Raw genomic sequence first — 20,511 nt, 5'->3', positions numbered from 1 at the left:
CCGGCGTCCCGTCGGGCCGGCCGACGACGTCTCCGCACCGCAGCCCCCAAACAACCTGCCCCAAGGGAGAAGCATGTCCAAGCCCAGCACCGAGGGTGCCCCACCAGTCTCCCGAAAAGTCATTGGACTGGCAGTGGCCGGCGCGGTAGGTGGATTCCTGTTCGGCTTCGACTCATCCGTGGTCAACGGCGCAGTGGATGCCATGAAGGACGAGTTCGTACTCAGTGAAGCCGTCACTGGATTCGCCGTGGCAATCGCCTTGCTCGGCTGTGCTTTGGGTGCCTATCTGGCGGGCAAGGTAGCCGACCGGTATGGCCGCATCCCCGCCATGAAGATCGGGGCGCTGCTGTTCCTGGTGAGCTCAATTGGCACAGGCCTGGCGTTCGGCGTGTGGGATTTGATCTTCTGGCGCCTTGTTGGTGGCCTGGGTATCGGCCTGGCCTCCGTGATCGCACCGGCCTACATTTCCGAGATTTCGCCCCGCCATGTCCGTGGGCGGCTTGCCTCCCTCCAGCAACTTGCCATCACCACGGGTATTTTCGCCGCACTCTTGTCCGATGCGCTCCTGGCCAACTCCGCCGGCAGCGCCGGGAACACCTTCTGGCTCGGGATCGAGGCCTGGCGATGGATGTTCATTGCATGTGCGGTCCCCGCGGCGGTCTACGGCCTGATCGCGTTCCGACTCCCCGAGTCGCCGCGCTTCCTTGTCCTCAACGGCAAGGACAAGCAGGCACGCTCCGTTTTCGAAACCATCATGCCGAACGACGACATCGACCGGCACATCCGTGAAATCCAGGAATCCATCCACGAGGACGAACTCTCCAGCAAAAAGGGTTCGCTTCGCGGCAAAGCATTCGGCCTGCAGCCTGTGGTCTGGATCGGCATCATCCTGTCCGTGCTGCAGCAGTTTGTGGGCATCAACGTGATCTTCTACTACTCCACCACGCTATGGAAGGCTGTCGGTTTCCAGGAGAAGGATTCCCTGGCCATCTCGGTGGCGACGTCCGTGACGAACATCCTGGTGACCTTGGTGGCCATTGCCCTGGTGGACCGTGTGGGCCGGCGTCCGATCCTCCTGACGGGATCCATCGGCATGGCAGTTTCCCTGGGTGTCATGGCCGTTGCCTTCTCCTCGGCAACGGGGACGGGTTCGGACATCACACTTCCCGGCGCGTGGGGCCCTGTCGCCTTGGTTGCGGCGAACGTGTTCGTGGTCAGCTTCGGCGCCTCGTGGGGTCCGCTGGTCTGGGTCCTGCTGGGCGAAATCTTCCCGGCCCGCATCCGCGCCCGCGCGCTCGGACTGGCCGCCGCTGCACAGTGGATCGCCAACTTCGCCATCACACTGAGCTTCCCGATCATGGCGGCAGGTTCGCTCCCCCTGACGTATGCCATGTACGCGGCGTTCGCCGCGGCGTCGTTCTTCTTTGTGATGTCCAAGGTTCCCGAAACGAACGGCATGTCCTTGGAGCAGGCCGAAACGCTGTTCGTGCCCAAGGGAGCACCGGTCTCTCCGCTGCCCACCGCACGCGAACCCAAGTAGGTTGCAGTAGAGCGCGTCATGACGGCTCATAACGCGCTCTACTGCGACCCAGTTGCGTGGGGGGGCTACACGAGGTGCGGCTCGTGGGACTTCAGGAAGTTGCGGCCTCCGAATGCCACCAGAATGGCGATCACCATGGCCACGGCACCGGCGAAGAAGGGCACCTGCGGCCCGAAGTGCTCACCGAGCTGGGCTGCGGCAAACGGAGCCAGCGCGCCACCCATCCAGCGGACAAAGTTGTAACCTGCCGAGGCGATGGGACGGGGTGAATCGGAGACCCCCATGGCCAGTTCGGTGTAGATCGTGTTGTTGATGCCCAGCAGGGCACCCGCCACGATGACAAGCACGACGACGGCGGGAACCGAGTGCCCCGCGGCCAGTCCCAGCCCGATCAGGTCGAGCATGAGGACGAAGAGCGTTCCAGTGAGGACCTTGACGGCGCCGAAGCGGTTCTGCAGGACGGGGGCCACGAAAACCGAGAAGACTGCAACCGCGACGCCCCAGCCGAAGAACACCCCGCCGATGCCGTAAGCGTCCATGCCAAGGATGAACGGAGTGAAGGCCAGGATCGTGAAGAAGCCGTAGTTGTAGAACAGGGCACTCGCCGCCGTGGTGCTCAGGCCCCTGTGGCCGAGCGCCAGGAGCGGATCCCGCAAGCGTGACTTCTTGGCCGGTGCGGGAGTCTTGGGCAGGAGCGCCAGCAGGGCAATAAAGGCTGCGGCCATCAGGACGGCGGTACCAAAGAACGGCGCCCGCCACTGCCAGCCACCCAGCAGGGCCCCCAGCAACGGGCCGAGGGAGATGCCAAGGCCGAGGGCGGCCTCGTAAAGGATGATCGCGGTTCCGGTACCACCACTGGCCACACCAACAATGACGGCCAATGCCGTAGCCACGAACAGCGCGTTGCCGAGGCCCCACCCCGCGCGGAATCCGACCAGCTGTTCCACGCTTCCGGAGAGCCCGGACAGTGAAGCGAACACCACAATGATGGCCAGCCCGATCAGCAGGGTCTTCTTGCCGCCGATCCGCGAGGATACGAAGCCGCTGACGAGCATCGCCACCGCCGTCACGAGGAAGTAGCTCGTGAAGAGCAGGGAGACTTCGCTGGGGGAGGCTTCCAGGTTCTTGGCGATCGCAGGAAGGATCGGGTCCACCAGGCCGATGCCCATGAAGGCGAATACCGCGGCCAGGGCAGTGGCCCAGACGGCCTTGGGCTGTTTGAGGAAGGAAACCTTCTCGGCTTCCAAGGTGTTTTCGGCGCTTGTTGAGGCGTCAGCCAACTGGCGTGACATGCGGAGTTACTCCTGTTCGATTAATTCTGGAATGAGTTGTTGATTTTGGTGATTACAGGCAGTGCCGCAGCGAGCTGCCCGACTTCGGCTTGGGTAAGTCCTTGGAGGAGTTCTGCCACCATGGTGTTGCGCCGATGGTTGGCGGACTCGACGGCGGCCAGTCCGGCCTTGGTGGTGACCACCTGCACGGCGCGTGAATCATGGGGATCCGGCTGACGAGTGACCAGGCCGGCGCGTTCGAGCTTGATGATCTGTTCCGTGGCGCTGGGTACCTTGATCCCGAGGTTCCGGGCGATGTCTCCCACGCGAAGCCCGCCGTCGGAAATCATCGATAGCAGGCTGAGCTGCGCGGCGGTAAGTTCGCCCTCCGGGTCCAGGCGGCGGAACATGTACACGCCCAAGCGGAGAGCTTCACGGAACTCCTGCGCGAGATCAAGCAACCGGGGGTCGAAGTCGTTCGTCATATTTAGGTAGCCTAATAGTTAGGGTACCTAAAAGTCAAGCCTCACCACACCCAACTGAGGGACAGCAGGCGTTGCAATGGGGCGCGTAGCGACATTTACTGCCCCCAGTTGGGCAGGCGGGGCTAGAGGGTGAGCTTCATTCCCTCATGACTCGCAACAAAGCCCAGGCGCTCGTAGAAGCGATGCGCGCCAGTGCGGGACTTGTCAGTAGTGAGTTGGACCAAGCTGCAGCCGCGCTCACGGGCCTGGTCGATGGCCCATTGGATCATCAGCGCACCAACCCCTTGGCCCCGAAGGCCGCGCGAGACCCGGACTGCCTCGATCTGCGAGCGCCACGAGCCCTTGCGCGACAGGCCCGGGAGATAGCTGAGCTGGAAGGTGGCCACCACTTCGCCGGCCAGCTCCCCCACCACCAGGAGGTGGGACGGGTCGACGTCGATCGCGTCAAATGCCGCCTCGTATGGCGCCAGGTCCGCCGCGTTTTCACGCGCGGCGCCCAGTTGATCGTCGGCCAAAAGGCGGAGGATCGCCGGGAGGTCGCCTTTGACTGCGCGCCGCAGCTCAAAGGTTCCGGAGTCGACGACGGCGGTCATCAGGGCGGGGTGCGTGGTCATTGCCCCAGCATGCCATTTTAATTCGCAACTCAGTATTGCTAAGTACCGGTACTCAGTTCTACTATGTAGTGGTAGTCAGTAATACCGAGTAGTGAGGAGGTGTCCGATGGGCAAGCAAATGACGGAAATGCTCAAAGGGACACTGGAGGGCATCGTGCTGGCCCTCCTGACCGGAAAACCGGCGTATGGATACGAAATCACCACGCTGCTCCGGGCCCAGGGGTTCACCGACATCGCAGAGGGCACGGTGTACGCCCTGTTGGTGCGGATCGAGCAAAAAGGCCTGGTGGACGTGGAAAAACGACCATCCGAAAAGGGCCCGCCGCGGAAGGTGTACACACTCAACGCCATTGGCAAAAACGAATTGGACGACTTTTGGAACACCTGGAGCTTCTTGTCCGAACGGCTTGAAGAACTCCGCAAGGAAGGGAAATAACAATGGCAGCCAAATGGATCGAACTGGTCACCGGATCACTCGAGCAGAAGAAGCAGTACCGGCAAGCAAAGGCACGGCTTGACGCCCTGCCGGAGCCCTACAAGAGCGTGGCAGCAGCGTTCAACCGCTACCTCACCTATTACGGCGGGGTAACCGCGGGCGACACGATCGTCCAGATGTACACCGACCACGTAGACCTGTGGGAGCGGGCCTCGATCGACGGCACGCCGGTCACAGAAATCGTCGGCGATGACCCCATCGAGTTCGCGGAAACGTTCGCACAGGCGTACGGCGGCAAACGCTGGATCGACAAGGAGCGCACCCGGCTCATCGAAGCGGTGGACGACGCGAAAGCAAAGGAGGAAGAGTCATGACTGCGCCGGCCATTCGAGTCCAAGGCATCGAGAAGTCCTACAAGGACCTCCACGTCCTGCAGGGAGTCGACTTCGAGGTAGCGACGGGCAGCATCTTTGCCCTCCTGGGATCCAACGGGGCAGGCAAGACCACCATGGTCAAGATCCTGTCCACGTTGCTCACGGCGGACGCAGGCGCCGCCGCCGTCGAAGGTTTCGACGTCGCTACCGAACCCCTCAAGGTGCGGGAGTCCATCAGCCTCACAGGGCAGTTCGCCGCCGTCGATGAAATCCTCACGGGTAGGGAGAACCTTGTGCTGGTGGCCAAGCTGCGGCACCTCAAGGAACCCGCCCGGGTAGCAGATGAATTGCTTGCCCGGTTCGGCCTGGCCGAGGCGGGGGGCCGCAAGGTGGCCACCTACTCCGGCGGCATGCGGCGCAGGCTGGACATCGCCATGAGCCTGATCGGCCACCCCAAGGTGATCTTCCTTGACGAACCCACCACGGGCCTTGATCCCGAGGCGCGGCTGGAGGTGTGGCAGGTGGTGAAGGAACTCGCCAAGCAAGGCACCACCGTCCTGCTGACAACGCAATACCTCGACGAGGCCGAGCACCTGGCAGACCGGATCGCCATCCTGCACCAAGGACGCATCATCGCCAACGGAACGCTCGCCGAACTGAAGCAACTCCTGCCGCCGGCAACGGTGGAATACGTCGAAAAGCAGCCCACGCTGGAAGAAATCTTCCTTGCACTGGTGGGAAACAACGAGGCAGCAAAGGAACTGACATGAGCACGCATTTCCTCGCGGACACGTCCGTCCTGACGGGCCGATCCTTACGGCATATCTTCCGGAGCGTGGACACCATCATCACCACGGCCATCACGCCGATCGCCTTGATGCTGCTGTTCGTGTACGTCTTCGGCGGCGCCATCAGGACCGGCGCGGAAAACTACGTGAACTACCTCTTGCCGGGCATCATGCTGATAGCCATCGCTTCTGGGATCGCCTACACGGCCGTCCGGTTGTTCACGGATCTGCAGGGCGGGATCTTCGAGCGGCTCCAGTCAATGCCGATCGCCCGCTCTTCGGTCCTGTGGGCACACGTCCTGACGTCCCTTGTGGCCAACGGGCTCTCCGTGGTGATCATCGTGGGGGTAGCCCTGCTCATGGGTTTCCGCACCTCGGCAAGCGTGCTGGACTGGCTCGGCGTTGCCGGCATCCTCACGCTGTTCACCCTGGCATTGACCTGGATCGCCATCATCGCCGGCTTGTCTGCCAAGTCTTTTGACGGCGCCGGCGGGTTCTCCTACCCGCTGATCTTCCTGCCCTTCATCAGCTCGGCGTTCGTCCCAACGGACACCATGCCGGGTCCCGTACGCTGGTTCGCCGAGAACCAGCCGGTCACGTCGATCGTCAACACGATCCAGGCCCTGTTCGAACAACGCCCGGTGGGAACGGACATCTGGGTCGCCCTGGCTTGGTGCTTGGGGATCCTGGTAGTGGCGTACGCCTTCGCAGCGAGGGTGTACCGCCGCAAGATCTCCTGACCTTCAGACGCAGACCTCCGGGCGCAAACCTCCGGGCGCAAAGGCCGAAGCTCCCCTGATCTCAGCGGGAGCTTTCGCCATGCAGACCGATTCGCCATTCGCCGGACATAAGCTATAGCTTTATCGAACCAGTTCTGTAACGGCCGTCACCTTTTTGACGGTTACTCCGAAGGGTTCTTGAACACTCATGTCTGACCAGACAACAACAGGGCAGCGCACTGCCTCCAGCAGGGACGGCGAGCCCCACCTGTCACGCTCGCTCAGCAATCGCCACATCCAGCTTCTGGCCATCGGCGGCGCCATCGGAACGGGCCTCTTCATGGGCTCCGGCAAGACCATCTCCGTAGCCGGCCCCTCCGTGATCTTCGTGTACATGATCATCGGCTTCATGCTGTTCTTCGTCATGCGCGCCATGGGGCAACTCCTGCTGTCCAACCTGAACTACAAGTCCTTCAGCGACTTTGCGGGCGACCTCCTGGGTCCATGGGCCGGCTTCTTCACCGGCTGGACCTACTGGTTCTGCTGGGTGGTCACCGGCGTAGCCGACGTCATCGCCATCGCGGGTTACGCCAACGAGCTCTGGCCGGGCATCCAGCTGTGGATTCCGGGACTTGCAACCATCATCATCCTGCTGCTCCTGAACCTTCCCACAGTGAAGGCCTTCGGTGAGACGGAATTCTGGTTCGCCCTCATCAAGATCGTGGCGATCGTGGCGCTGATCGTGGTTGGCCTGGTGATGATCTTCACCGGCTTCCAGTCTTCGGCGGGCACGGCCGGCTTCACCAATCTCTGGTCCCACGGCGGCTTCTTCCCGAAGGAATTCATGGGCTTCGTGGCCGGATTCCAGATCGCCGTCTTCGCGTTTGTGGGTATCGAACTCGTAGGCACTGCAGCGGCCGAAACCAAGAACCCCGAGCACAACCTTCCCCGCGCGATCAACGCCATCCCGCTGCGCGTCATGCTCTTCTACGTAGGCGCCCTCATCATCCTGATGTCCGTCACCCCGTGGACCGAGTTCAAGGCCGGACACAGCCCGTTCATCGCCATGTTCTCCCTCGCAGGCCTGGGCATCGCGGCCACGGTGGTCAACCTGGTGGTCCTCACCTCGGCCATGTCCTCGGCCAACTCCGGCATCTACTCCACCTCGCGCATGGTCTTCGGCCTGGCAAACGACGGCGACGCACCCAAGGTCTTCGGCCGGCTCTCCAGCCGCAAAGTACCCCAGAACGCCCTGTTCCTTTCCTGCGTCCTCCTGCTGGCCGGCGTCGTGCTCCTCTACGCGGGCAAGGACGTCGGGGCGGCGTTCGACATGGTGACCACGGTGTCCGCCGTCTGCTTCATGTTCGTCTGGTCGATCATCCTGGCCAGCTACCTCGTGTACCGCAAACGCCGTCCCGAGCAGCACGCGGCATCCACGTTCAAGATGCCCGGCGGCATCGTGATGGTGTGGGTGGTGTTCGCGTTCTTCGCGTTCCTGGTCTGGGCGCTGACCACGCAGCCGGACACGCTGACCGCGCTGCTGGTGACACCGATCTGGTTCGCGATCCTCGGCGCGGCTTACGCCGTGGTCCGCCGTTCGCCGCTCCATCAGGCCCGCGTGGCCGAGTGGAAGGCGATGTCGGACGCCGAAACCGCGGCAGCGCGCTAAACCGCAAACGCACAAAAGCACGACGCCGGACCCCCTCCTTGGGTGCCCGGCGTCGCGCTTTCTGCGATCCTCGCTCACATCCCGTCCCGTTCCTACGGATCCTCGCTCACATCCCATCCAGTTCCGGCGGATCCTCGCTCACATCCCGTCCAGTTCCGGCCGGGCAGGTGCCGTTGGGAATGCGGTCTGGTTAATGGGAAGAGCCCGACGCCGGCGCCCAACTTGAGGCGCCGACGTCGGGCTTCACCCGGCGGGACGTGAGAGAGCAAACCCCCAAACCCGGGTGGGACGTGAGAGAGCAAACCCCCAAACCCCGGCGGGATGTGAGAGAGGATCAGATCTCGGCTTGGCGGGCCTCGACGAGCTTCTGCACAGCGGGGAACAGCGGGTGCGTCGCAGGCAGTTCCGTGACTCGTTCGACGACGGCCGCCGCGTCAAGTTCGGACAGCAGCTTGGACAGTTCCACGGCTTCGTCGTCCGAACCATCGTCGAAACGCAGGGCCGCGGACATGGCCTCGAGCAGAGCAACAGGAGTCACGCCGCGTTCGGCCAACTCCGCCGCCGGACCAACGAACCGCTCATGCCGCCCAAGCTTGCGCAACGGAGCACGCCCCACCCGTACCACGGTGTCCGGCAAGTGCGGGTTGGTGAAGCGGGACAGGATCTTCTGCACATACGCTTCCTGCGCAGCTTCCTCGAAACCGTGCTTTGCGACCAGAAGTTGCTTGGTCTCCTCCAGCACGGCCCGGACCTTGGATGCAACCGACGGATCCGCCATGGCATCGGAGATCTTCTCCAACCCGGCCTGGTACCCGAAGTAGGCTGCCGAAGCGTGGCCTGTGTTCACCGTGAACAGCTTGCGCTCGATGTACGGCCCCAGCTCGTCCACAAAGGTGGCTCCGGGGATGACCGGAGCGTTGCCGCCAAACGGAGTCCGGTCGATCACCCACTCAAAGAACGTCTCCACCGTGACGTCCAGGCCTTGGCCCGGCGCTTGGTTGGGCACGATCCGGTCCACTGCAGTGTTGGCAAAAACGGCCACCGAGTCCAGGTCTCCCGCGGATTCGTCCCAGGCTGCCCGGACCTCCACCTGGAGGAGGTCCGTGGCGTTGATGGCGTTCTCGCAGGCCATCACCTGGAGCGGCGGCAGGTCTGCCGGCCGGGCGGCTAGTCCGCGGGCGATCACGGGCGCAACGAACTTCAGGATGTGCGGCCCAACCGCCGTGGTGACCACGTCCGCCGTCGAGATCTCCTCAACAACAGCCGATTCCTGCGTGCTCGAGTTCAGTGCCCTGAAACCGTCCACGGTCTTGACCGCGGGGTTCTCGCCCACTTCATGGACGTCGTAGGAGTCTGCGGATGCGAGCTGGCTGATCAGCGCATCCGCGACGTCCGCGAAAACCACTTCGTAACCGGCTTCGTGGAGCAGGAGCCCCACAAAGCCGCGTCCAATATTGCCGGCCCCAAAATGGACTGCCTTCACTATGCGTTGACCTTTCCGAACAGCTCCAGGACTTCCTCAACCGTGGTCGCCTGTTCGAGCTGGGCCACCTGGGCCTTGTTGGTGAAGATCTTGGCAATGGAGGACAGGATGTGGAGGTGCTCGTTGTTGATGCCGGCGACGCCCACCACGAACTTCACCTGCTTGCCGCCCCAGTCGATGCCTTCGGGGTAGCGGACGATCGAAACAGCCGAGTGCTTGATGTGGTCCTTGGCGTCGTTGGTGCCGTGCGGGATGGCCAGGAAGCTGCCCATGTACGTGGACACCGATTCCTCGCGTTCGTGCATGGCGTGGACGTAGCTCATGTCCACGGCGCCGCGGTCCAGCAGGAGCTGTCCGGCCTCGTCGATAGCGCTGTCGCGGTCGCGGGAGCTGCCGTTCAGGACCACGCTTTCGGCCAGCAATACGTCTTTGCCTCCGACGGCGGCAGCCGGCTCCGCCGCATGCGCACCATGGCTGGGGGCTGCTGTTGCTTCCGCAGCTCCGTCCGGGTGGGCGGCGGCAGGACCCTCCGTGTTGCTCGTCTTCACAAGCTCCACGATTTCGTCGTACTTGGGGCTGTTCATGAAGTTGTCCACCGAGTAGTGCACCGCACTGGAGGTCCTCGGCTGGGCGCGTTCCGTGAGGTCCTGGTGTGTGACCACCACGTCGTAGGTGTCGCTCAGGTTGGCGATGGCCGAGTTGGTGACCTTCACTTCCGGGAAGCCGGCGGCCTTGATCTTGTTGCGCAGCACCGAGGCACCCATGGCGCTGGAGCCCATGCCGGCGTCGCAAGCGAAAACGATGTTCTGGACCGGACGCGTCAAAACTGCCACATCGCTGCGGCCGCCGCCCTCGCCTACAAGAGCGGAGGAGACCGAGCTCTTCTTGCCCTTCATTTCTTCCATGCGGGACGTCGCTGCCGAGAGGTCGGCGTCGCCCTTGTCCTTGGAAGTACGCAGGATCAGCGAGGCGATCAGGAACGAAACCGTGGCTGCGAGGACGACGGCCAGGATCACGCCCACGTAGCTGTCGCGCGAGGTCTGGAAAATGACGGCGATGATGGAACCCGGAGCTGCCGGAGCCACGAGGCCGGAGTTGGTGATGGCCAGGGTGGCAATGCCGGTCATGCCGCCACCGATCGCAGCGAGGATCAGGATCGGCTTCATCAGCACGTACGGGAAGTAGATCTCGTGGATGCCGCCGAAGAAGTGGATGATCGCAGCACCCGGAGCCGAAGCCCGTGCAGCGCCGCGGCCGAAGAACATGTAGGCCAGCAGGATGCCCAAGCCGGGGCCGGGGTTGGCTTCAAGCAGGAACAGGATGGACTTGCCGTGATCGAGCGACTGCTGGATACCCAACGGCGTCAGGACACCGTGGTTGATGGCGTTATTGAGGAACAGGACCTTGGCAGGCTCAATGAAGATGCTGGTCAGCGGCAGGAGGCCGTTATTGACCAGGAACTGCACCACGCTGCCTGCGCCTGCCGTGAAGAGTTTGACCACCCAGGCGAGGCCATAGAACCCACCCAATGCCAGGATTGCGCCCCAGATGCCGGCCGAGAAGTTGTTCACCAGCATTTCGAAGCCGGGCCGGATCTTGCCATCCCAAAGCCGGTCCAGCTGCTTGATGGACCAGCCACCCAGGGGACCCATGATCATGGCGCCGATGAACATCGGCGAGTCGGTACCGGCAATGACACCCATGGTTGCGATGGCGCCAACGACGCCACCGCGGACGTCGTAGACCATCTTGCCGCCGGTGTAGCCGATCAGGATCGGGAGCAGGTACGTGACCATCGGTCCAACGATGCCCACGTTGGGAGCGCCCGCGGCATTGGTGCCGAAGCCGCCCAGTTCAGGGACGGGAATCCAGCCGACTTTGATGAACAGGGCCGTGATGAGGCCCCAGGCGATGAAGGCGCCGATGTTGGGCATGATCATGCCGGACAGGAAGGTTCCGAACTTTTGGACACCGACCCGCGCACTGGTGCGGGGCTTCGCAACGGTCTCTGTTGCCATGTGAATTCCTAACGTGTGTCCCGCGGCGGCGCGGGGTCAGTCGATATAGATCGAGAGAGGACAGCTTCAGGAGCTGCTGGAAATGCGGTGAAGCCACTCAAGGAAAAGCTTCAGTTCAGAGCTGGACAGTTGGTCTGAATGCGAGGCCTGCAGTGCCGCATTCAGGGCGATTGCCGCAACAACCACGGAGGACTTACCGGAGTCCTCCGCTGCGGCGCCACGGGCTGTGTCCGTGGAGACGGCGAAAATCATGGAATCCCGGGTCATGGTTGAGAGCTCCAGGTTCCGGTCTTCGGCCGGTTCGGCGATAAGCATGAGCGTGACGCCCACGTTGGCCGCGAGGATGCTGCGTGCCGCTTCACGGGGCGGCGCATTGATCTGACCTGAGATGGCGGCCTTGTTCAGCATTTCCTCCAGGAGGGCTTCAGCATCGGCCACGATGGCCGGGCGGCTCTCCGGGCGGATATTGCCGAACATCACCAGGTACAGATGGGGCTGGGTGAGACCGAACTGGACGTGGTTGTCCCACATCCGGCGGACGTCCTCCAAGGGTTCCCCCGACGGTGCAAAATCCCGCTCCCCCGCCACATACTCCTCAAAGCCGGCCGAGACGACAGCGTCGAACAGGCCTTCCTTGTCGCCGAAGTGGTGGTAGAGCGTTGGCGCCGTGACCCCCGCTAGCTTGGTGATCTGGCGCGTCGAGACCGCTGACCCCTCCGAATTCGCCAGCAATTCGGCAGCTGCGCGAAGCAACCGAATTTTCGGCGGAAGCTGGTCATCGAAACTCATAACCGCTACCCTAGCACCTATAGCATTGCTATATGAAGTAGCTCACAAGGAAATTTTGTAAGCTAAATTCGCAGGCTCTCGGTGCCGTCGCCGGCGGGTCTTGACCAACCAGCAGGAACAGAGGATTCAGTGCAGAATTTCCAAGGAGTAGGGGTAAGCCCTGGACGCATCGTCGGCCTGGTCCGCCAGATGCCCAAGCCGGTGAGCGAACCGCCGTCGGGCGAACGGCTCGCCGCGGACGTCAGCCCGGAAGACGCCGTCGCGCTTTTGAAGGCGGCAGCCCAGACCGTGCATGACGAACTGAAGCGGCGCGCGGACACCGCCACCGGCGACGGCAAGGCAGTCCTCGAGGCGACTGCGCTCATGGCCAAGGACACCATGCTGCTCAAGTCAGCCACCAAGCTCATCAACGCCGGAACCTCTGCCGAGCGCGCCATCTGGGAAGCAGGAGCATCCGTCTCCGAGATGCTGCACAACCTGGGCGGCTACATGGCAGAACGCGCCACGGATGTCCTGGACGTCCGCGCCCGCATTGTTGCCGAACTCCGCGGCGTCCCCGCTCCCGGCATCCCCTCCTCAGACACACCCTTCATCCTCGTAGCCGAGGACCTCGCTCCTGCCGACACCGCCACGCTGGACCCGTCCAAGGTGCTGGCACTGGTCACTTCCGGCGGCGGACCGCAGTCCCACACTGCGATCATCGCCCGTTCCCTGGGCCTGCCCGCCGTCGTGGCCGCCCACGGCGTGGATGACATCGCTGACGGCTCGGAAGTCTACGTGGACGGGGCCGCCGGTTTCGTCGCCGTTGAACCGTCCGCCGAACACCGCGCCTCGGCGACCGCCTGGGCGGAGACCTCCGCGACGCTCGCCTCCTTCGACGGAAACGGCACGACGGCGGACGGCCACCTCGTGCCGCTCCTCGCCAACGTTGGAGGCGCCAAGGACGCCGTGGCTGCCGCGGGGCTTGGAGCGCAGGGCGTTGGCCTGTTCCGCACCGAGTTCTGCTTCCTGGAACGCGACACCGAGCCGTCAGTCGATGAACAGGCTGCCGCCTACAAGGCTGTGTTCGACGCCTTCCCGGGCAAAAAGGTGGTGCTGCGTACCCTCGACGCCGGCGCCGACAAGCCGCTCCCATTCCTGACCGACGCCACCGAACCCAACCCTGCACTGGGTGTGCGCGGCTACCGGACGGACTTCACCACGCCCGGCGTCCTTGAACGCCAACTCCAGGCGATCGCCCGGGCCGCATCGGAATCCGAGGCCGACGTCTGGGTCATGGCCCCGATGATCTCCACCGCCGCCGAAGCCGGACGCTTCGCATCCCTGTGTGCTGCTGCCGGGCTGAAGACCCCGGGCGTGATGGTGGAAGTTCCCTCTGCCGCACTGACCGCAGCCACGGTGCTCAGGGAAGTCGGCTTCGCGTCCCTCGGCACCAACGACCTTACCCAATACGCCATGGCAGCCGACCGGCAGCTCGGCCCGCTCGCGGAGCTCAACACTCCTTGGCAGCCGGCCGTCCTTCGGCTCGTGCAACTAACGGTGGAAGGCTCGGCACAAGAGGGCAACAACAAGCCGATCGGCGTCTGTGGTGAGGCAGCCGCGGACCCGGCCCTCGCCGTCGTCCTTACCGGACTGGGCGTCAGCACGTTGTCCATGACCGCCCGCTCCCTTGCCGCCGTCGGAACCGTGCTCAAGACCGCCACGCTGGAACAGGCCCAGGAACTGGCACGCCTGGCCCTCTCCGCACCGAGCGCCACCGAAGCCCGCGAATGGGTCCGTGCGAAGCTCCCCGTCCTCGAAGAACTCGGCCTCTAAGTTCCGCTCCGTCCTCAAGCAAGGAGAAACCCATGCCCGAACGTACAGCCACCATCGCCAGCAAGTCCGGCCTCCACGCCCGTCCGGCGGCCCTCTTTGCGGAGGCCGCAGGGGAACAACCGGTGGAGGTCACCATCGCCATGCAGGGCGAACCTGCCGATGACGCGCTCGACGCCGCCAGCATCCTTTCGCTCATGACGCTCGGCGCCGCAAAGGGCGACGTCGTTGTGCTGCGGGCCGAGGGCGAAGGTGCAGACGAGGCGTTGGATACGCTGGTCAAGCTGCTGGAGACGGATCTCGACGCGGTCTGATCCTCACGGCTGCACATCCGAAACGGGGCTGCGCTGCGGAGAAGGCCGGGCGCTCGGCCTTCTCCGCAGCGACCCCCCCGTAACGGCCGCCTGAGGAATGGCCAAGCCCGCGCTAGGCTTCTGCCATGGCATTGATAGCTCCCCGCGTCACGGCTGGCCTGCCCGCCGATGACGCCCGGAATCTGGAACGCTCCCTCCAGGACTCCACCGACATCACGGTATTCGTGGACGGCACGGTCCACCGCCTCCCCGACCAGGCGAGGGACGCCGTCGTCGACCTCCTCGCGAGGCTCAGCCGTGGCGAAACGGTGACTGTCAGCAGCGTGGAAGAGATGCTGACCACCTCGCAGGCCGCGGAGCTTGCGGGCATTTCACACACCTATCTGCGGAACATGACCGATCGCGGTGAAATCCCTGTGGAATACCGGGGAACGCACCGCCGGATCCGGCAGGCTTCGATCATCGCCTGGCTGGAAACCCAGAAGCGCAAGCAGGCGGAAGCGGCTTCCGCCAATGAAGGAGCCTAGCCGGAAGCCGACCGAAAAAGTTTCGGCGTGATAAGGATCAAGCAACGATCCGAGCCAACAGACCGGCACCCGCAAAGGCCGGGGTTACGCTTGTTTGGTGGGCAATTTCAAAGGGTGGCATATCGTGGCCGGGATGGCCGCCATGGCACTTGCCGCACCCTTGGGCTCCGCACTGGGTCTGAACTTCGTCGCCACCTTCATGTTCGCGTGCGTTGTTTTTGTTGCGGTGGCTATGTGGACCGAGGCACGGATCGCCCGTCGCCGCGAAGCAGCAGGGGCCGCCGGCGCACCTGAGGGGCCGAACAACCACGCCGACACCACCGAACCCGACGACGCGGCACGGGATTGAAGCCAGCGTTGGGAATCCGGCCAAATAAGCAAACCACCTCGCTGCTCTCTGCCAATGTGGAGGTTCAAGGCCTCCACGGACGGATCCTCTGGGCCGACGGAAGCCCTGCGCCCGGAGCACAGACAGAGCCCGCGTACGTCCTGATCCACGGCATCGGCGTATCGCACCGCTACCTCGCCCGCCTGCACGCTGTCCTCGCGGCAAAGGCCCCCACGTATTCGATCGACCTGCCGGGCTTTGGCGGAACACCCAAGCCGGACCACCAACTGTCGGCCGAAGAGTACGGCGCGTTCATTGCCGGAGCCCTGAGCCAATCCGGCGTGGACGACTACATCCTGGTGGGCCATTCCATGGGCGTCCAGTTCGCCATCGAGGCGGCCCTTTGCGCCCCGGAGCGGTCACAGCACTTGGTACTAATGGGCCCGGTTGTGGATTCCAGGCACAAGAACCTGCCCCGGCAATCCCTCGCCCTTTTCCTGGACAGCCTTCTCCGTGAGAGCCCGTCGTCCAACTGGATCGTCATAACCGACTACCTCCGCTGCGGCCCTCGCTGGTACGCGACGGAACTCCCCGTGATGATGAAATACCCCACCGAGAAGCGCCTCTCGCTGGTGGACATACCGGTCCTGATCCTGCGCGGCAGCCGGGACCACGTGGCCGGTCCGGAGTGGTCGCTTCGGCTTTCCCGCGCGGTGCCCCAGGGACGCCTGGTGGAGATACCCGGCGTCGGGCACGTGGCCCAGCACATGCGGCCCAAGACGGTGGCGGACGCCATCAGGAGCTTCGTCGCCGCGACGTCCCGGCACAACTAGGCAGATACGCACGACGACGGCGCGCGGCATGGTGCCCTTGTTGCCTTGGACCGGCCGCGGCTAGGCTGGCAAGGCAAGCCAAATAGTAAGTTTGCTTAGGAAGGGGTTTGACCATGACCACGTACGACCCGGAAGACGATCCCCAGACCTTCGGCGTGTCCGGAGCGGCCGAGCCCGACAGCATCCACGAAGACCCGGACATGCGGCAGGACGAAGACCGCGATCCCGCCGCCTCCGCCAACCCCGATCCCGAAAACGGGAATGTCACCGGGCTCGAGCCCGGCGGCGGGGTGCCCCCGGGAGAAACTCCTCCGGCCGAGGGCAGCATGAGCAGCGACCAAGGCCACGAGGAGTAACCACCAGGAACTACGTCAGCTTCAGGATCTCGCCGAGGTCATAATCGGCGGGCTCCTCAAGCTGCGCGTAGGTGCAGCTGTCCGGGGTCCGGTCCGGCCGCCACCGTCGGAACTGGGTGGTGTGCCGGAAACGGTCGCCCTCCATGTAGTCGTAGGCCACCTCGATGACGAGTTCCGGCCGCAGCGGGACAAAGGAGAAGTCCTTCCCTGCGCTCCACCGGCTCTGGGCACCCGGCATCCGTGATCCCCCGGCTTCCTGGCTGGCCCATTCACCCCAGGGGTGCTCGGCAAATTCCACTTGGTACGGCTCCAACTCGGCCACCAGGGCTTCCCGCTTGGCCATGGGGAACGACGCCACCACGCCCACGTGATGGAGTCGGCCCGAGTCGTCGTAGAGCCCGAGCAACATCGACCCAACAACCTGGGCCGTCTTGTGCCAACGGAATCCGGCCACCACGCAGTCGGCGGTCCGTTCGTGCTTGGTCTTGAACATCACCCGCTTGTTCGGCTGGTAGGTGCCGTCGAGAGGTTTGGACAGCACGCCGTCGAGCCCTGCCCCTTCAAGCTGCACGAACCATTCCTTGGCCCGCCCAAGGTCCGTGACTGCGGGCGTGACGTACACCGGCGGCTCGGCGTCGGCGAGCGCCTTTTCCAAGGCGGTCCGGCGTTCAGAGAAGGGCCGGCCGGTCAGGTCTTCTTCACCGAGGGCGAGCAGATCGAACGCCACCAGGGACGACGGCGTCTTTTCCGCGAGCATCCGGACCCTGCTGTCCGCTGGGTGGATGCGCTGCTGCAGACCCTCAAAATCGAGTCGGTTCCCGGAGATCAGGATGATCTCGCCATCCACCACACACTTCTCCGGGAGGTTCCTCTTCAACGCCTCCACAAGTTCGGGGAAGTAGCGGGTCATGGGTTTCTCGTTGCGGCTGCCAAGGATGATGTCGTCGCCGTCCTTGAAGACGATAGTACGGAACCCGTCCCATTTGGGCTCGTAGTGCCCAACGTCGGGGATGTTCGGGACGGACTTGGCGAGCATGGGCGAAACGGGCGGCATCACGGGTAGGTCCATAGCTCATGTCTACCGGCCAGTACGCACCGAGGGCTAGTGTTGGCGGCCGGACATTTTGGCCGTGTTGGCTGCAGGAGACCCACCAAGCGCACCAGATACAGCGGATCGGGCACGAGCTTCCCGCCTGGCGCCAGCCCCGAAGCCTAAGCGCCAGGGACCACGTAAAAAGGCGGACGTTCCGTCCGTTACATTAATGTGACTTTACTTCCCTGCTCCTGTACGGTCGAAGGGCGTGCCCGATCTCCGCTGGGCCGCTTCCGGGGTGACGCCGAGCTCTGCCGCATCCCGGAATCCGCCAGACCCGCGGCAGAGACGGGGGACCCAGAGTTCCCGGGCCTGATTTCCCTGCAGGCCCTTGGGGTGAAGCCGCCACGCGCGGCCGGACGGCCTCGTCCGAACCCGACAGCTAACCTCGCAGGCGTTGAGAGGCAAACACCATGTCCCCAACCATGGATCAGCCGCGCCGTGCCCAAATAGCGGACGAGCGCACCAAGCCATCCGGACGCCGTCGGGCCCAACCCAGCGGACAGGTCACCGGAACAGAAAGCACGACGCCGGAACCCGCCACCGCGGCCCAGCCCACCACACCTGCGCCCATGACGCGCGCGGAACGGCGGGCGGCCGAGCGCGAGCAGGCCGAGCGCGAGCAGGCGTCCGGAGCTGTTCCTGCCCGCGACGATTCGACCACGCCCGGTCCGCCCACCGCGGCCCTCCCGGTAATCAAGGCCCCCGAAACTCCGGCCGAAGCAGAACCAGCCACCGCGGCCATCCCGGTAATCCAAGCACCCGAAGCAGAACCAGCCACCGCGGCCATTCCCACGGTGCCTGCCCCGCAACCGAAGTCGGCAGCGCAAATCGCCGCCGCGGCCACTGCTGCTGCCGGCCTGGCAAGCGGAGCACCCGAGCGGGCTCGCGTTTCAGAGCACACGGACGCCCGAAAGGCTACGGCACAGCCGACGCCGGCAAGGCCGACTACGGCAAAACCCGCCTTTGGCTCCTTCGGCGGTTCGTCATTCAGCCGGGAACCGCACGCAGTCCTGACCAAGGCCGCGTCGGTCAAGACCATGGGCCAGCGCATGGCAGTAGTTGCCGGCGCACTTGGCCTGGTTCTGACGGTAGGCACAGTCAGCCATGCCTTGGACCTGCCCCTCTTTGGCCAGGACAGCCACAGCCAGCAGGCCAATGGCGCAAACGCGGGCAGCAACGGACGCGCTTCCGGCAAGGCCACCCCCGGCCCGACTCCGTCCTACACCACCGCTTCCTCCACTTCCCCGGCAGCAACAGCAGAGACAGGACAGTCGGAGACGACGCAAGCCGCGGCGGAGGCACCCGCAGCTGTATCGCCGTCGTCCGTTCCTGCTCCGCAAGTCTCGCTGGCCGCGCCCAAGTGGGTTCCTTCCGCCGCGCCTTCGGCCGTGGTTCCGGTCCCCGGAGTAACCACGCCGGTTCCGAGCCAGCCCGCGCCGCCGTCGGACACCGTCACTGCGCCAAGCCCCACGCCAAGCACGACGCCGACTGTCACACCCACGCCGTCGCCCACCCCCACGCAGACGACAAAGCCGAGGCCGAGCAACAACCCAAAAGCCAGCAGCACGCCGTCGGCCAGTGATCCGTCACTGAGCGTGGACGGCCTGTTGGATGTGGCCAAGGAGGTCCTCAAGTGAGCACCCGAATGCCACGGATCACCGCGCACGTAGGCTGGCACGGCCGGTACTGCAGCAGCAGCCGCACGGCAACGTTCCGCCGTCGGATGGGGCGTTGGAGTTGCCAACGCCTGCGCCGCTCGCAGTAGCCCGGTTCAAAAGCACCGTCTAAAAAGGAGGCAGTCACCCGCAAGGGTGGCTGCCTCTTTTTTAGCCCTCAGATCCTGGGCCGGCCGGCCCACCGGCGGGCTTTCAGGGCGGCGTGAAGTTCCAGGCGGATGGCGCCGTTCAGGGGATCCGCCCCGATGAATTGCCGGATCCGTCCAAGCCTGTTGTAAATGCTGGAGCGGTGCAGATGCAGTTTGGCCGCCACGTCCTGGACCGAGCCGTCATTGTCGTAGAGCAACTCAAGGACCGGCAGCAGCTCGCCGTTACGGTCGTGGTCCTCGAGCGCGCGGAAGTGGACAGATCCCGTGTCATCCCAACCCCCTGGCGCCTGCAGCCGATCGAAGAGTTGATATACGCCCACCGCGCGGCTGTCCACGAGCTCTCCCAGCGGGGCATCGACCGCCGCCGCCTGGGCAGCCACTTTGGACTGCCTGTAGGCCCCGGCGAGTTGCCGGATCACTTGGATCGGTTCGCTGATTCCCAGGATGACCCGCTCCACCGAACGTCCGGCGCGCTTGGCCAACTCCAGTTGGTAATGCACCAGGACCTGGGCGTGGTGGGCACGGCCGCCCGATTCCCGGAACAGCACCACCGAGTGCGTCTCGGTACCGGCGCTGAACAGCGCAGCGTCCACGCCGATGGTTGACTGCAAAGCAGCGGAGCGATGCGTCAAGGTTGCGGCGATGGGGTCGACGGCGGATCCGGCACCCTGCGCGTCGAGGATGGTCACCACCTGCCATGGACCTTTGCCTTGGATTTCCTTCCAACCGGCCACTGCGGCCACGGCATTCGATTCACCGTTGCAAGCGGCCAGGAATTCCTGCTCCCGGCGTCGGCGGAACTCGGACTCGGCCGTGTTCGAGTCGAGGAGCAGACCCGCAAGCAGGTCCAACTCGTCCCGCACGCCGGGCAACTGGGCCAGGATCGCCGTCGCGCTTTGCTCCTCAAGGTCCTGCTGCACCCACAGGTACCCCACGCGGAATCCGCGGACCAGCAAGGGCACGCAAACCCGGCCCAGCATGCCCAGGTCCTCGTTCGCCGGGACCACCACGGGACGGACCGCCGTCGCAATTCCGTGCGAAAGCTGCCAGGCGCTGACGTCGCTGGGGACGCGCTTGCTGAGGAGGAAGTTCACCCGGACACGGTCGGCGTGGGACTGGTTGGAACTGTAGGCCAGGAGGACGCCGTCGAGGTCTTCCAGGGACAAGCCGCGGCCGAGCTTCGCCGCGACGCGTTCAACGATCTGCTCAACGTCCTGCTGCATCAGGAAATCGT

General features: G+C 64.4%; 21 protein-coding genes and 1 riboswitch. Of the genes, 13 read left to right on the top strand and 8 right to left on the bottom strand.

The annotated features are described in order from the left end of the window. Positions 1 to 73: 73 nt before the first annotated feature. Entirely contained in the window at positions 74 to 1,540 is a 1,467-nt protein-coding gene (locus tag ACIPY2_RS19565) for a sugar porter family MFS transporter (protein ID WP_400268061.1), read from the top strand. 65 nt (positions 1,541 to 1,605) lie between these two features. On the opposite strand, the gene ACIPY2_RS19560 is transcribed toward ACIPY2_RS19565, so the two are convergent. From ACIPY2_RS19560 to ACIPY2_RS19550, 3 genes are all read right to left on the bottom strand, one after another. Then, positions 1,606 to 2,832: an MFS transporter gene (locus ACIPY2_RS19560; protein WP_400268060.1), complete on the bottom strand. Its 1,227-nt coding sequence runs from the start codon at positions 2,830 to 2,832 to the stop codon at positions 1,606 to 1,608. 20 nt (positions 2,833 to 2,852) lie between these two features. After that, positions 2,853 to 3,296: a MarR family winged helix-turn-helix transcriptional regulator gene (locus ACIPY2_RS19555; RefSeq protein ID WP_400268059.1), complete on the bottom strand. Its 444-nt coding sequence runs from the start codon at positions 3,294 to 3,296 to the stop codon at positions 2,853 to 2,855. Positions 3,297 to 3,418: 122 nt separating this feature from the next. Beyond that, positions 3,419 to 3,910, bottom strand: coding sequence for a GNAT family N-acetyltransferase (locus tag ACIPY2_RS19550; protein ID WP_400268058.1), 492 nt, complete (start codon positions 3,908 to 3,910; stop codon positions 3,419 to 3,421). A 106-nt stretch (positions 3,911 to 4,016) separates the two neighbouring features. Here ACIPY2_RS19550 and ACIPY2_RS19545 point away from each other — a divergent pair, with 106 nt between their 5' ends. The 5 genes from ACIPY2_RS19545 to cycA all read left to right on the top strand — a co-directional run bounded on the left by ACIPY2_RS19545 (position 4,017) and on the right by cycA (position 7,896). After that, on the top strand, positions 4,017 to 4,346 hold the full coding sequence (locus tag ACIPY2_RS19545) for a PadR family transcriptional regulator (protein WP_400268057.1): 330 nt from the start codon (positions 4,017 to 4,019) through the stop codon (positions 4,344 to 4,346). Positions 4,347 to 4,348: 2 nt separating this feature from the next. Beyond that, positions 4,349 to 4,720, top strand: coding sequence for a DUF1048 domain-containing protein (locus ACIPY2_RS19540; RefSeq protein ID WP_400268056.1), 372 nt, complete (start codon positions 4,349 to 4,351; stop codon positions 4,718 to 4,720). Further along, entirely contained in the window at positions 4,717 to 5,490 is a 774-nt protein-coding gene (locus tag ACIPY2_RS19535; protein ID WP_400268055.1) for an ABC transporter ATP-binding protein, read from the top strand. Before ACIPY2_RS19540 ends, ACIPY2_RS19535 begins: the two co-directional genes overlap by 4 nt. After that, complete coding sequence (locus ACIPY2_RS19530; RefSeq protein WP_400268054.1) at positions 5,487 to 6,248, top strand: ABC transporter permease; 762 nt, start codon at positions 5,487 to 5,489, stop codon at positions 6,246 to 6,248. Before ACIPY2_RS19535 ends, ACIPY2_RS19530 begins: the two co-directional genes overlap by 4 nt. 187 nt (positions 6,249 to 6,435) lie before the next feature. Next, positions 6,436 to 7,896 carry a D-serine/D-alanine/glycine transporter gene (gene cycA, locus ACIPY2_RS19525; RefSeq protein WP_400268053.1) on the top strand — a complete coding sequence of 487 codons (1,461 nt, stop codon included), beginning with the start codon at positions 6,436 to 6,438 and terminating at the stop codon, positions 7,894 to 7,896. Between the two features lie 334 nt (positions 7,897 to 8,230). Here cycA and ACIPY2_RS19520 read toward each other — a convergent pair whose 3' ends face one another. From ACIPY2_RS19520 to ACIPY2_RS19510, 3 genes are all read right to left on the bottom strand, one after another. Beyond that, on the bottom strand, positions 8,231 to 9,379 hold the full coding sequence (locus ACIPY2_RS19520) for a mannitol-1-phosphate 5-dehydrogenase (protein WP_400268052.1): 1,149 nt from the start codon (positions 9,377 to 9,379) through the stop codon (positions 8,231 to 8,233). Then, on the bottom strand, positions 9,379 to 11,397 hold the full coding sequence (locus ACIPY2_RS19515) for a PTS mannitol transporter subunit IICBA (RefSeq protein ID WP_400268051.1): 2,019 nt from the start codon (positions 11,395 to 11,397) through the stop codon (positions 9,379 to 9,381). The genes ACIPY2_RS19520 and ACIPY2_RS19515 overlap by 1 nt, the downstream gene beginning before the upstream one ends. 66 nt (positions 11,398 to 11,463) lie before the next feature. Further along, entirely contained in the window at positions 11,464 to 12,186 is a 723-nt protein-coding gene (locus tag ACIPY2_RS19510) for a TetR/AcrR family transcriptional regulator (protein ID WP_400268050.1), read from the bottom strand. Between the two features lie 129 nt (positions 12,187 to 12,315). Here ACIPY2_RS19510 and ptsP point away from each other — a divergent pair, with 129 nt between their 5' ends. From ptsP to ACIPY2_RS19480, 6 genes are all read left to right on the top strand, one after another. Further along, positions 12,316 to 14,001 carry a phosphoenolpyruvate--protein phosphotransferase gene (ptsP, locus tag ACIPY2_RS19505; RefSeq protein WP_400268049.1) on the top strand — a complete coding sequence of 562 codons (1,686 nt, stop codon included), beginning with the start codon at positions 12,316 to 12,318 and terminating at the stop codon, positions 13,999 to 14,001. A 32-nt stretch (positions 14,002 to 14,033) separates the two neighbouring features. Continuing rightward, complete coding sequence (locus ACIPY2_RS19500; protein WP_400268048.1) at positions 14,034 to 14,312, top strand: HPr family phosphocarrier protein; 279 nt, start codon at positions 14,034 to 14,036, stop codon at positions 14,310 to 14,312. 125 nt (positions 14,313 to 14,437) lie between these two features. Beyond that, positions 14,438 to 14,839 carry a helix-turn-helix domain-containing protein gene (locus ACIPY2_RS19495; RefSeq protein ID WP_400268047.1) on the top strand — a complete coding sequence of 134 codons (402 nt, stop codon included), beginning with the start codon at positions 14,438 to 14,440 and terminating at the stop codon, positions 14,837 to 14,839. 97 nt (positions 14,840 to 14,936) lie between these two features. After that, the gene (locus ACIPY2_RS19490) at positions 14,937 to 15,188 is read left to right on the top strand and encodes a hypothetical protein (protein WP_400268046.1); all 252 of its coding nucleotides are present in this window, start codon (positions 14,937 to 14,939) and stop codon (positions 15,186 to 15,188) included. Between the two features lie 8 nt (positions 15,189 to 15,196). Then, the gene (locus ACIPY2_RS19485; protein WP_400268045.1) at positions 15,197 to 16,000 is read left to right on the top strand and encodes an alpha/beta fold hydrolase; all 804 of its coding nucleotides are present in this window, start codon (positions 15,197 to 15,199) and stop codon (positions 15,998 to 16,000) included. 113 nt (positions 16,001 to 16,113) lie between these two features. Next, positions 16,114 to 16,356 (top strand): DUF6480 family protein, encoded by a 243-nt coding sequence (locus ACIPY2_RS19480; RefSeq protein WP_400268044.1) that lies wholly within the window; start codon positions 16,114 to 16,116, stop codon positions 16,354 to 16,356. Positions 16,357 to 16,366: 10 nt separating this feature from the next. Here the strand turns inward: ACIPY2_RS19480 and ACIPY2_RS19475 are convergent, their stop codons facing one another. Beyond that, a complete protein-coding gene (locus tag ACIPY2_RS19475) occupies positions 16,367 to 17,425 on the bottom strand; it encodes an ATP-dependent DNA ligase (RefSeq protein WP_400268043.1) in 1,059 nt (352 codons plus the stop codon). 283 nt (positions 17,426 to 17,708) lie between these two features. Then, positions 17,709 to 17,858, top strand: a riboswitch (cyclic di-AMP (ydaO/yuaA leader). Positions 17,859 to 17,862: 4 nt separating this feature from the next. Here ACIPY2_RS19475 and ACIPY2_RS19470 point away from each other — a divergent pair. Further along, the gene (locus tag ACIPY2_RS19470; RefSeq protein WP_400268042.1) at positions 17,863 to 19,089 is read left to right on the top strand and encodes a hypothetical protein; all 1,227 of its coding nucleotides are present in this window, start codon (positions 17,863 to 17,865) and stop codon (positions 19,087 to 19,089) included. Between the two features lie 196 nt (positions 19,090 to 19,285). Here the strand turns inward: ACIPY2_RS19470 and ACIPY2_RS19465 are convergent, their stop codons facing one another. Then, positions 19,286 to 20,503, bottom strand: a complete 1,218-nt coding sequence (locus ACIPY2_RS19465) for a PucR family transcriptional regulator (protein ID WP_400268074.1) — start codon at positions 20,501 to 20,503, stop codon at positions 19,286 to 19,288. Positions 20,504 to 20,511 lie beyond the last annotated feature (8 nt).

It is taken from the genome of Paenarthrobacter sp. NPDC089675 (genome assembly GCF_044749185.1).
Classification (GTDB): Bacteria; Actinomycetota; Actinomycetes; order Actinomycetales; family Micrococcaceae; genus Arthrobacter.
This window is presented reverse-complemented; position numbering and strand designations above follow the sequence as displayed.

Coding starts and splice junctions, on each gene's coding strand:
- ACIPY2_RS19565 (WP_400268061.1), top strand. CDS start 74: ATGTCCAAGCCCAGCACCGAGGGTGCCCCACCAGTCTCCCGAAAAGTC.
- ACIPY2_RS19560 (WP_400268060.1), bottom strand. CDS start 2,832: ATGTCACGCCAGTTGGCTGACGCCTCAACAAGCGCCGAAAACACCTTG.
- ACIPY2_RS19555 (WP_400268059.1), bottom strand. CDS start 3,296: ATGACGAACGACTTCGACCCCCGGTTGCTTGATCTCGCGCAGGAGTTC.
- ACIPY2_RS19550 (WP_400268058.1), bottom strand. CDS start 3,910: ATGACCACGCACCCCGCCCTGATGACCGCCGTCGTCGACTCCGGAACC.
- ACIPY2_RS19545 (WP_400268057.1), top strand. CDS start 4,017: ATGGGCAAGCAAATGACGGAAATGCTCAAAGGGACACTGGAGGGCATC.
- ACIPY2_RS19540 (WP_400268056.1), top strand. CDS start 4,349: ATGGCAGCCAAATGGATCGAACTGGTCACCGGATCACTCGAGCAGAAG.
- ACIPY2_RS19535 (WP_400268055.1), top strand. CDS start 4,717: ATGACTGCGCCGGCCATTCGAGTCCAAGGCATCGAGAAGTCCTACAAG.
- ACIPY2_RS19530 (WP_400268054.1), top strand. CDS start 5,487: ATGAGCACGCATTTCCTCGCGGACACGTCCGTCCTGACGGGCCGATCC.
- cycA (WP_400268053.1), top strand. CDS start 6,436: ATGTCTGACCAGACAACAACAGGGCAGCGCACTGCCTCCAGCAGGGAC.
- ACIPY2_RS19515 (WP_400268051.1), bottom strand. CDS start 11,397: ATGGCAACAGAGACCGTTGCGAAGCCCCGCACCAGTGCGCGGGTCGGT.
- ACIPY2_RS19510 (WP_400268050.1), bottom strand. CDS start 12,186: ATGAGTTTCGATGACCAGCTTCCGCCGAAAATTCGGTTGCTTCGCGCA.
- ACIPY2_RS19500 (WP_400268048.1), top strand. CDS start 14,034: ATGCCCGAACGTACAGCCACCATCGCCAGCAAGTCCGGCCTCCACGCC.
- ACIPY2_RS19495 (WP_400268047.1), top strand. CDS start 14,438: ATGGCATTGATAGCTCCCCGCGTCACGGCTGGCCTGCCCGCCGATGAC.
- ACIPY2_RS19480 (WP_400268044.1), top strand. CDS start 16,114: ATGACCACGTACGACCCGGAAGACGATCCCCAGACCTTCGGCGTGTCC.
- ACIPY2_RS19475 (WP_400268043.1), bottom strand. CDS start 17,425: ATGGACCTACCCGTGATGCCGCCCGTTTCGCCCATGCTCGCCAAGTCC.
- ACIPY2_RS19470 (WP_400268042.1), top strand. CDS start 17,863: ATGTCCCCAACCATGGATCAGCCGCGCCGTGCCCAAATAGCGGACGAG.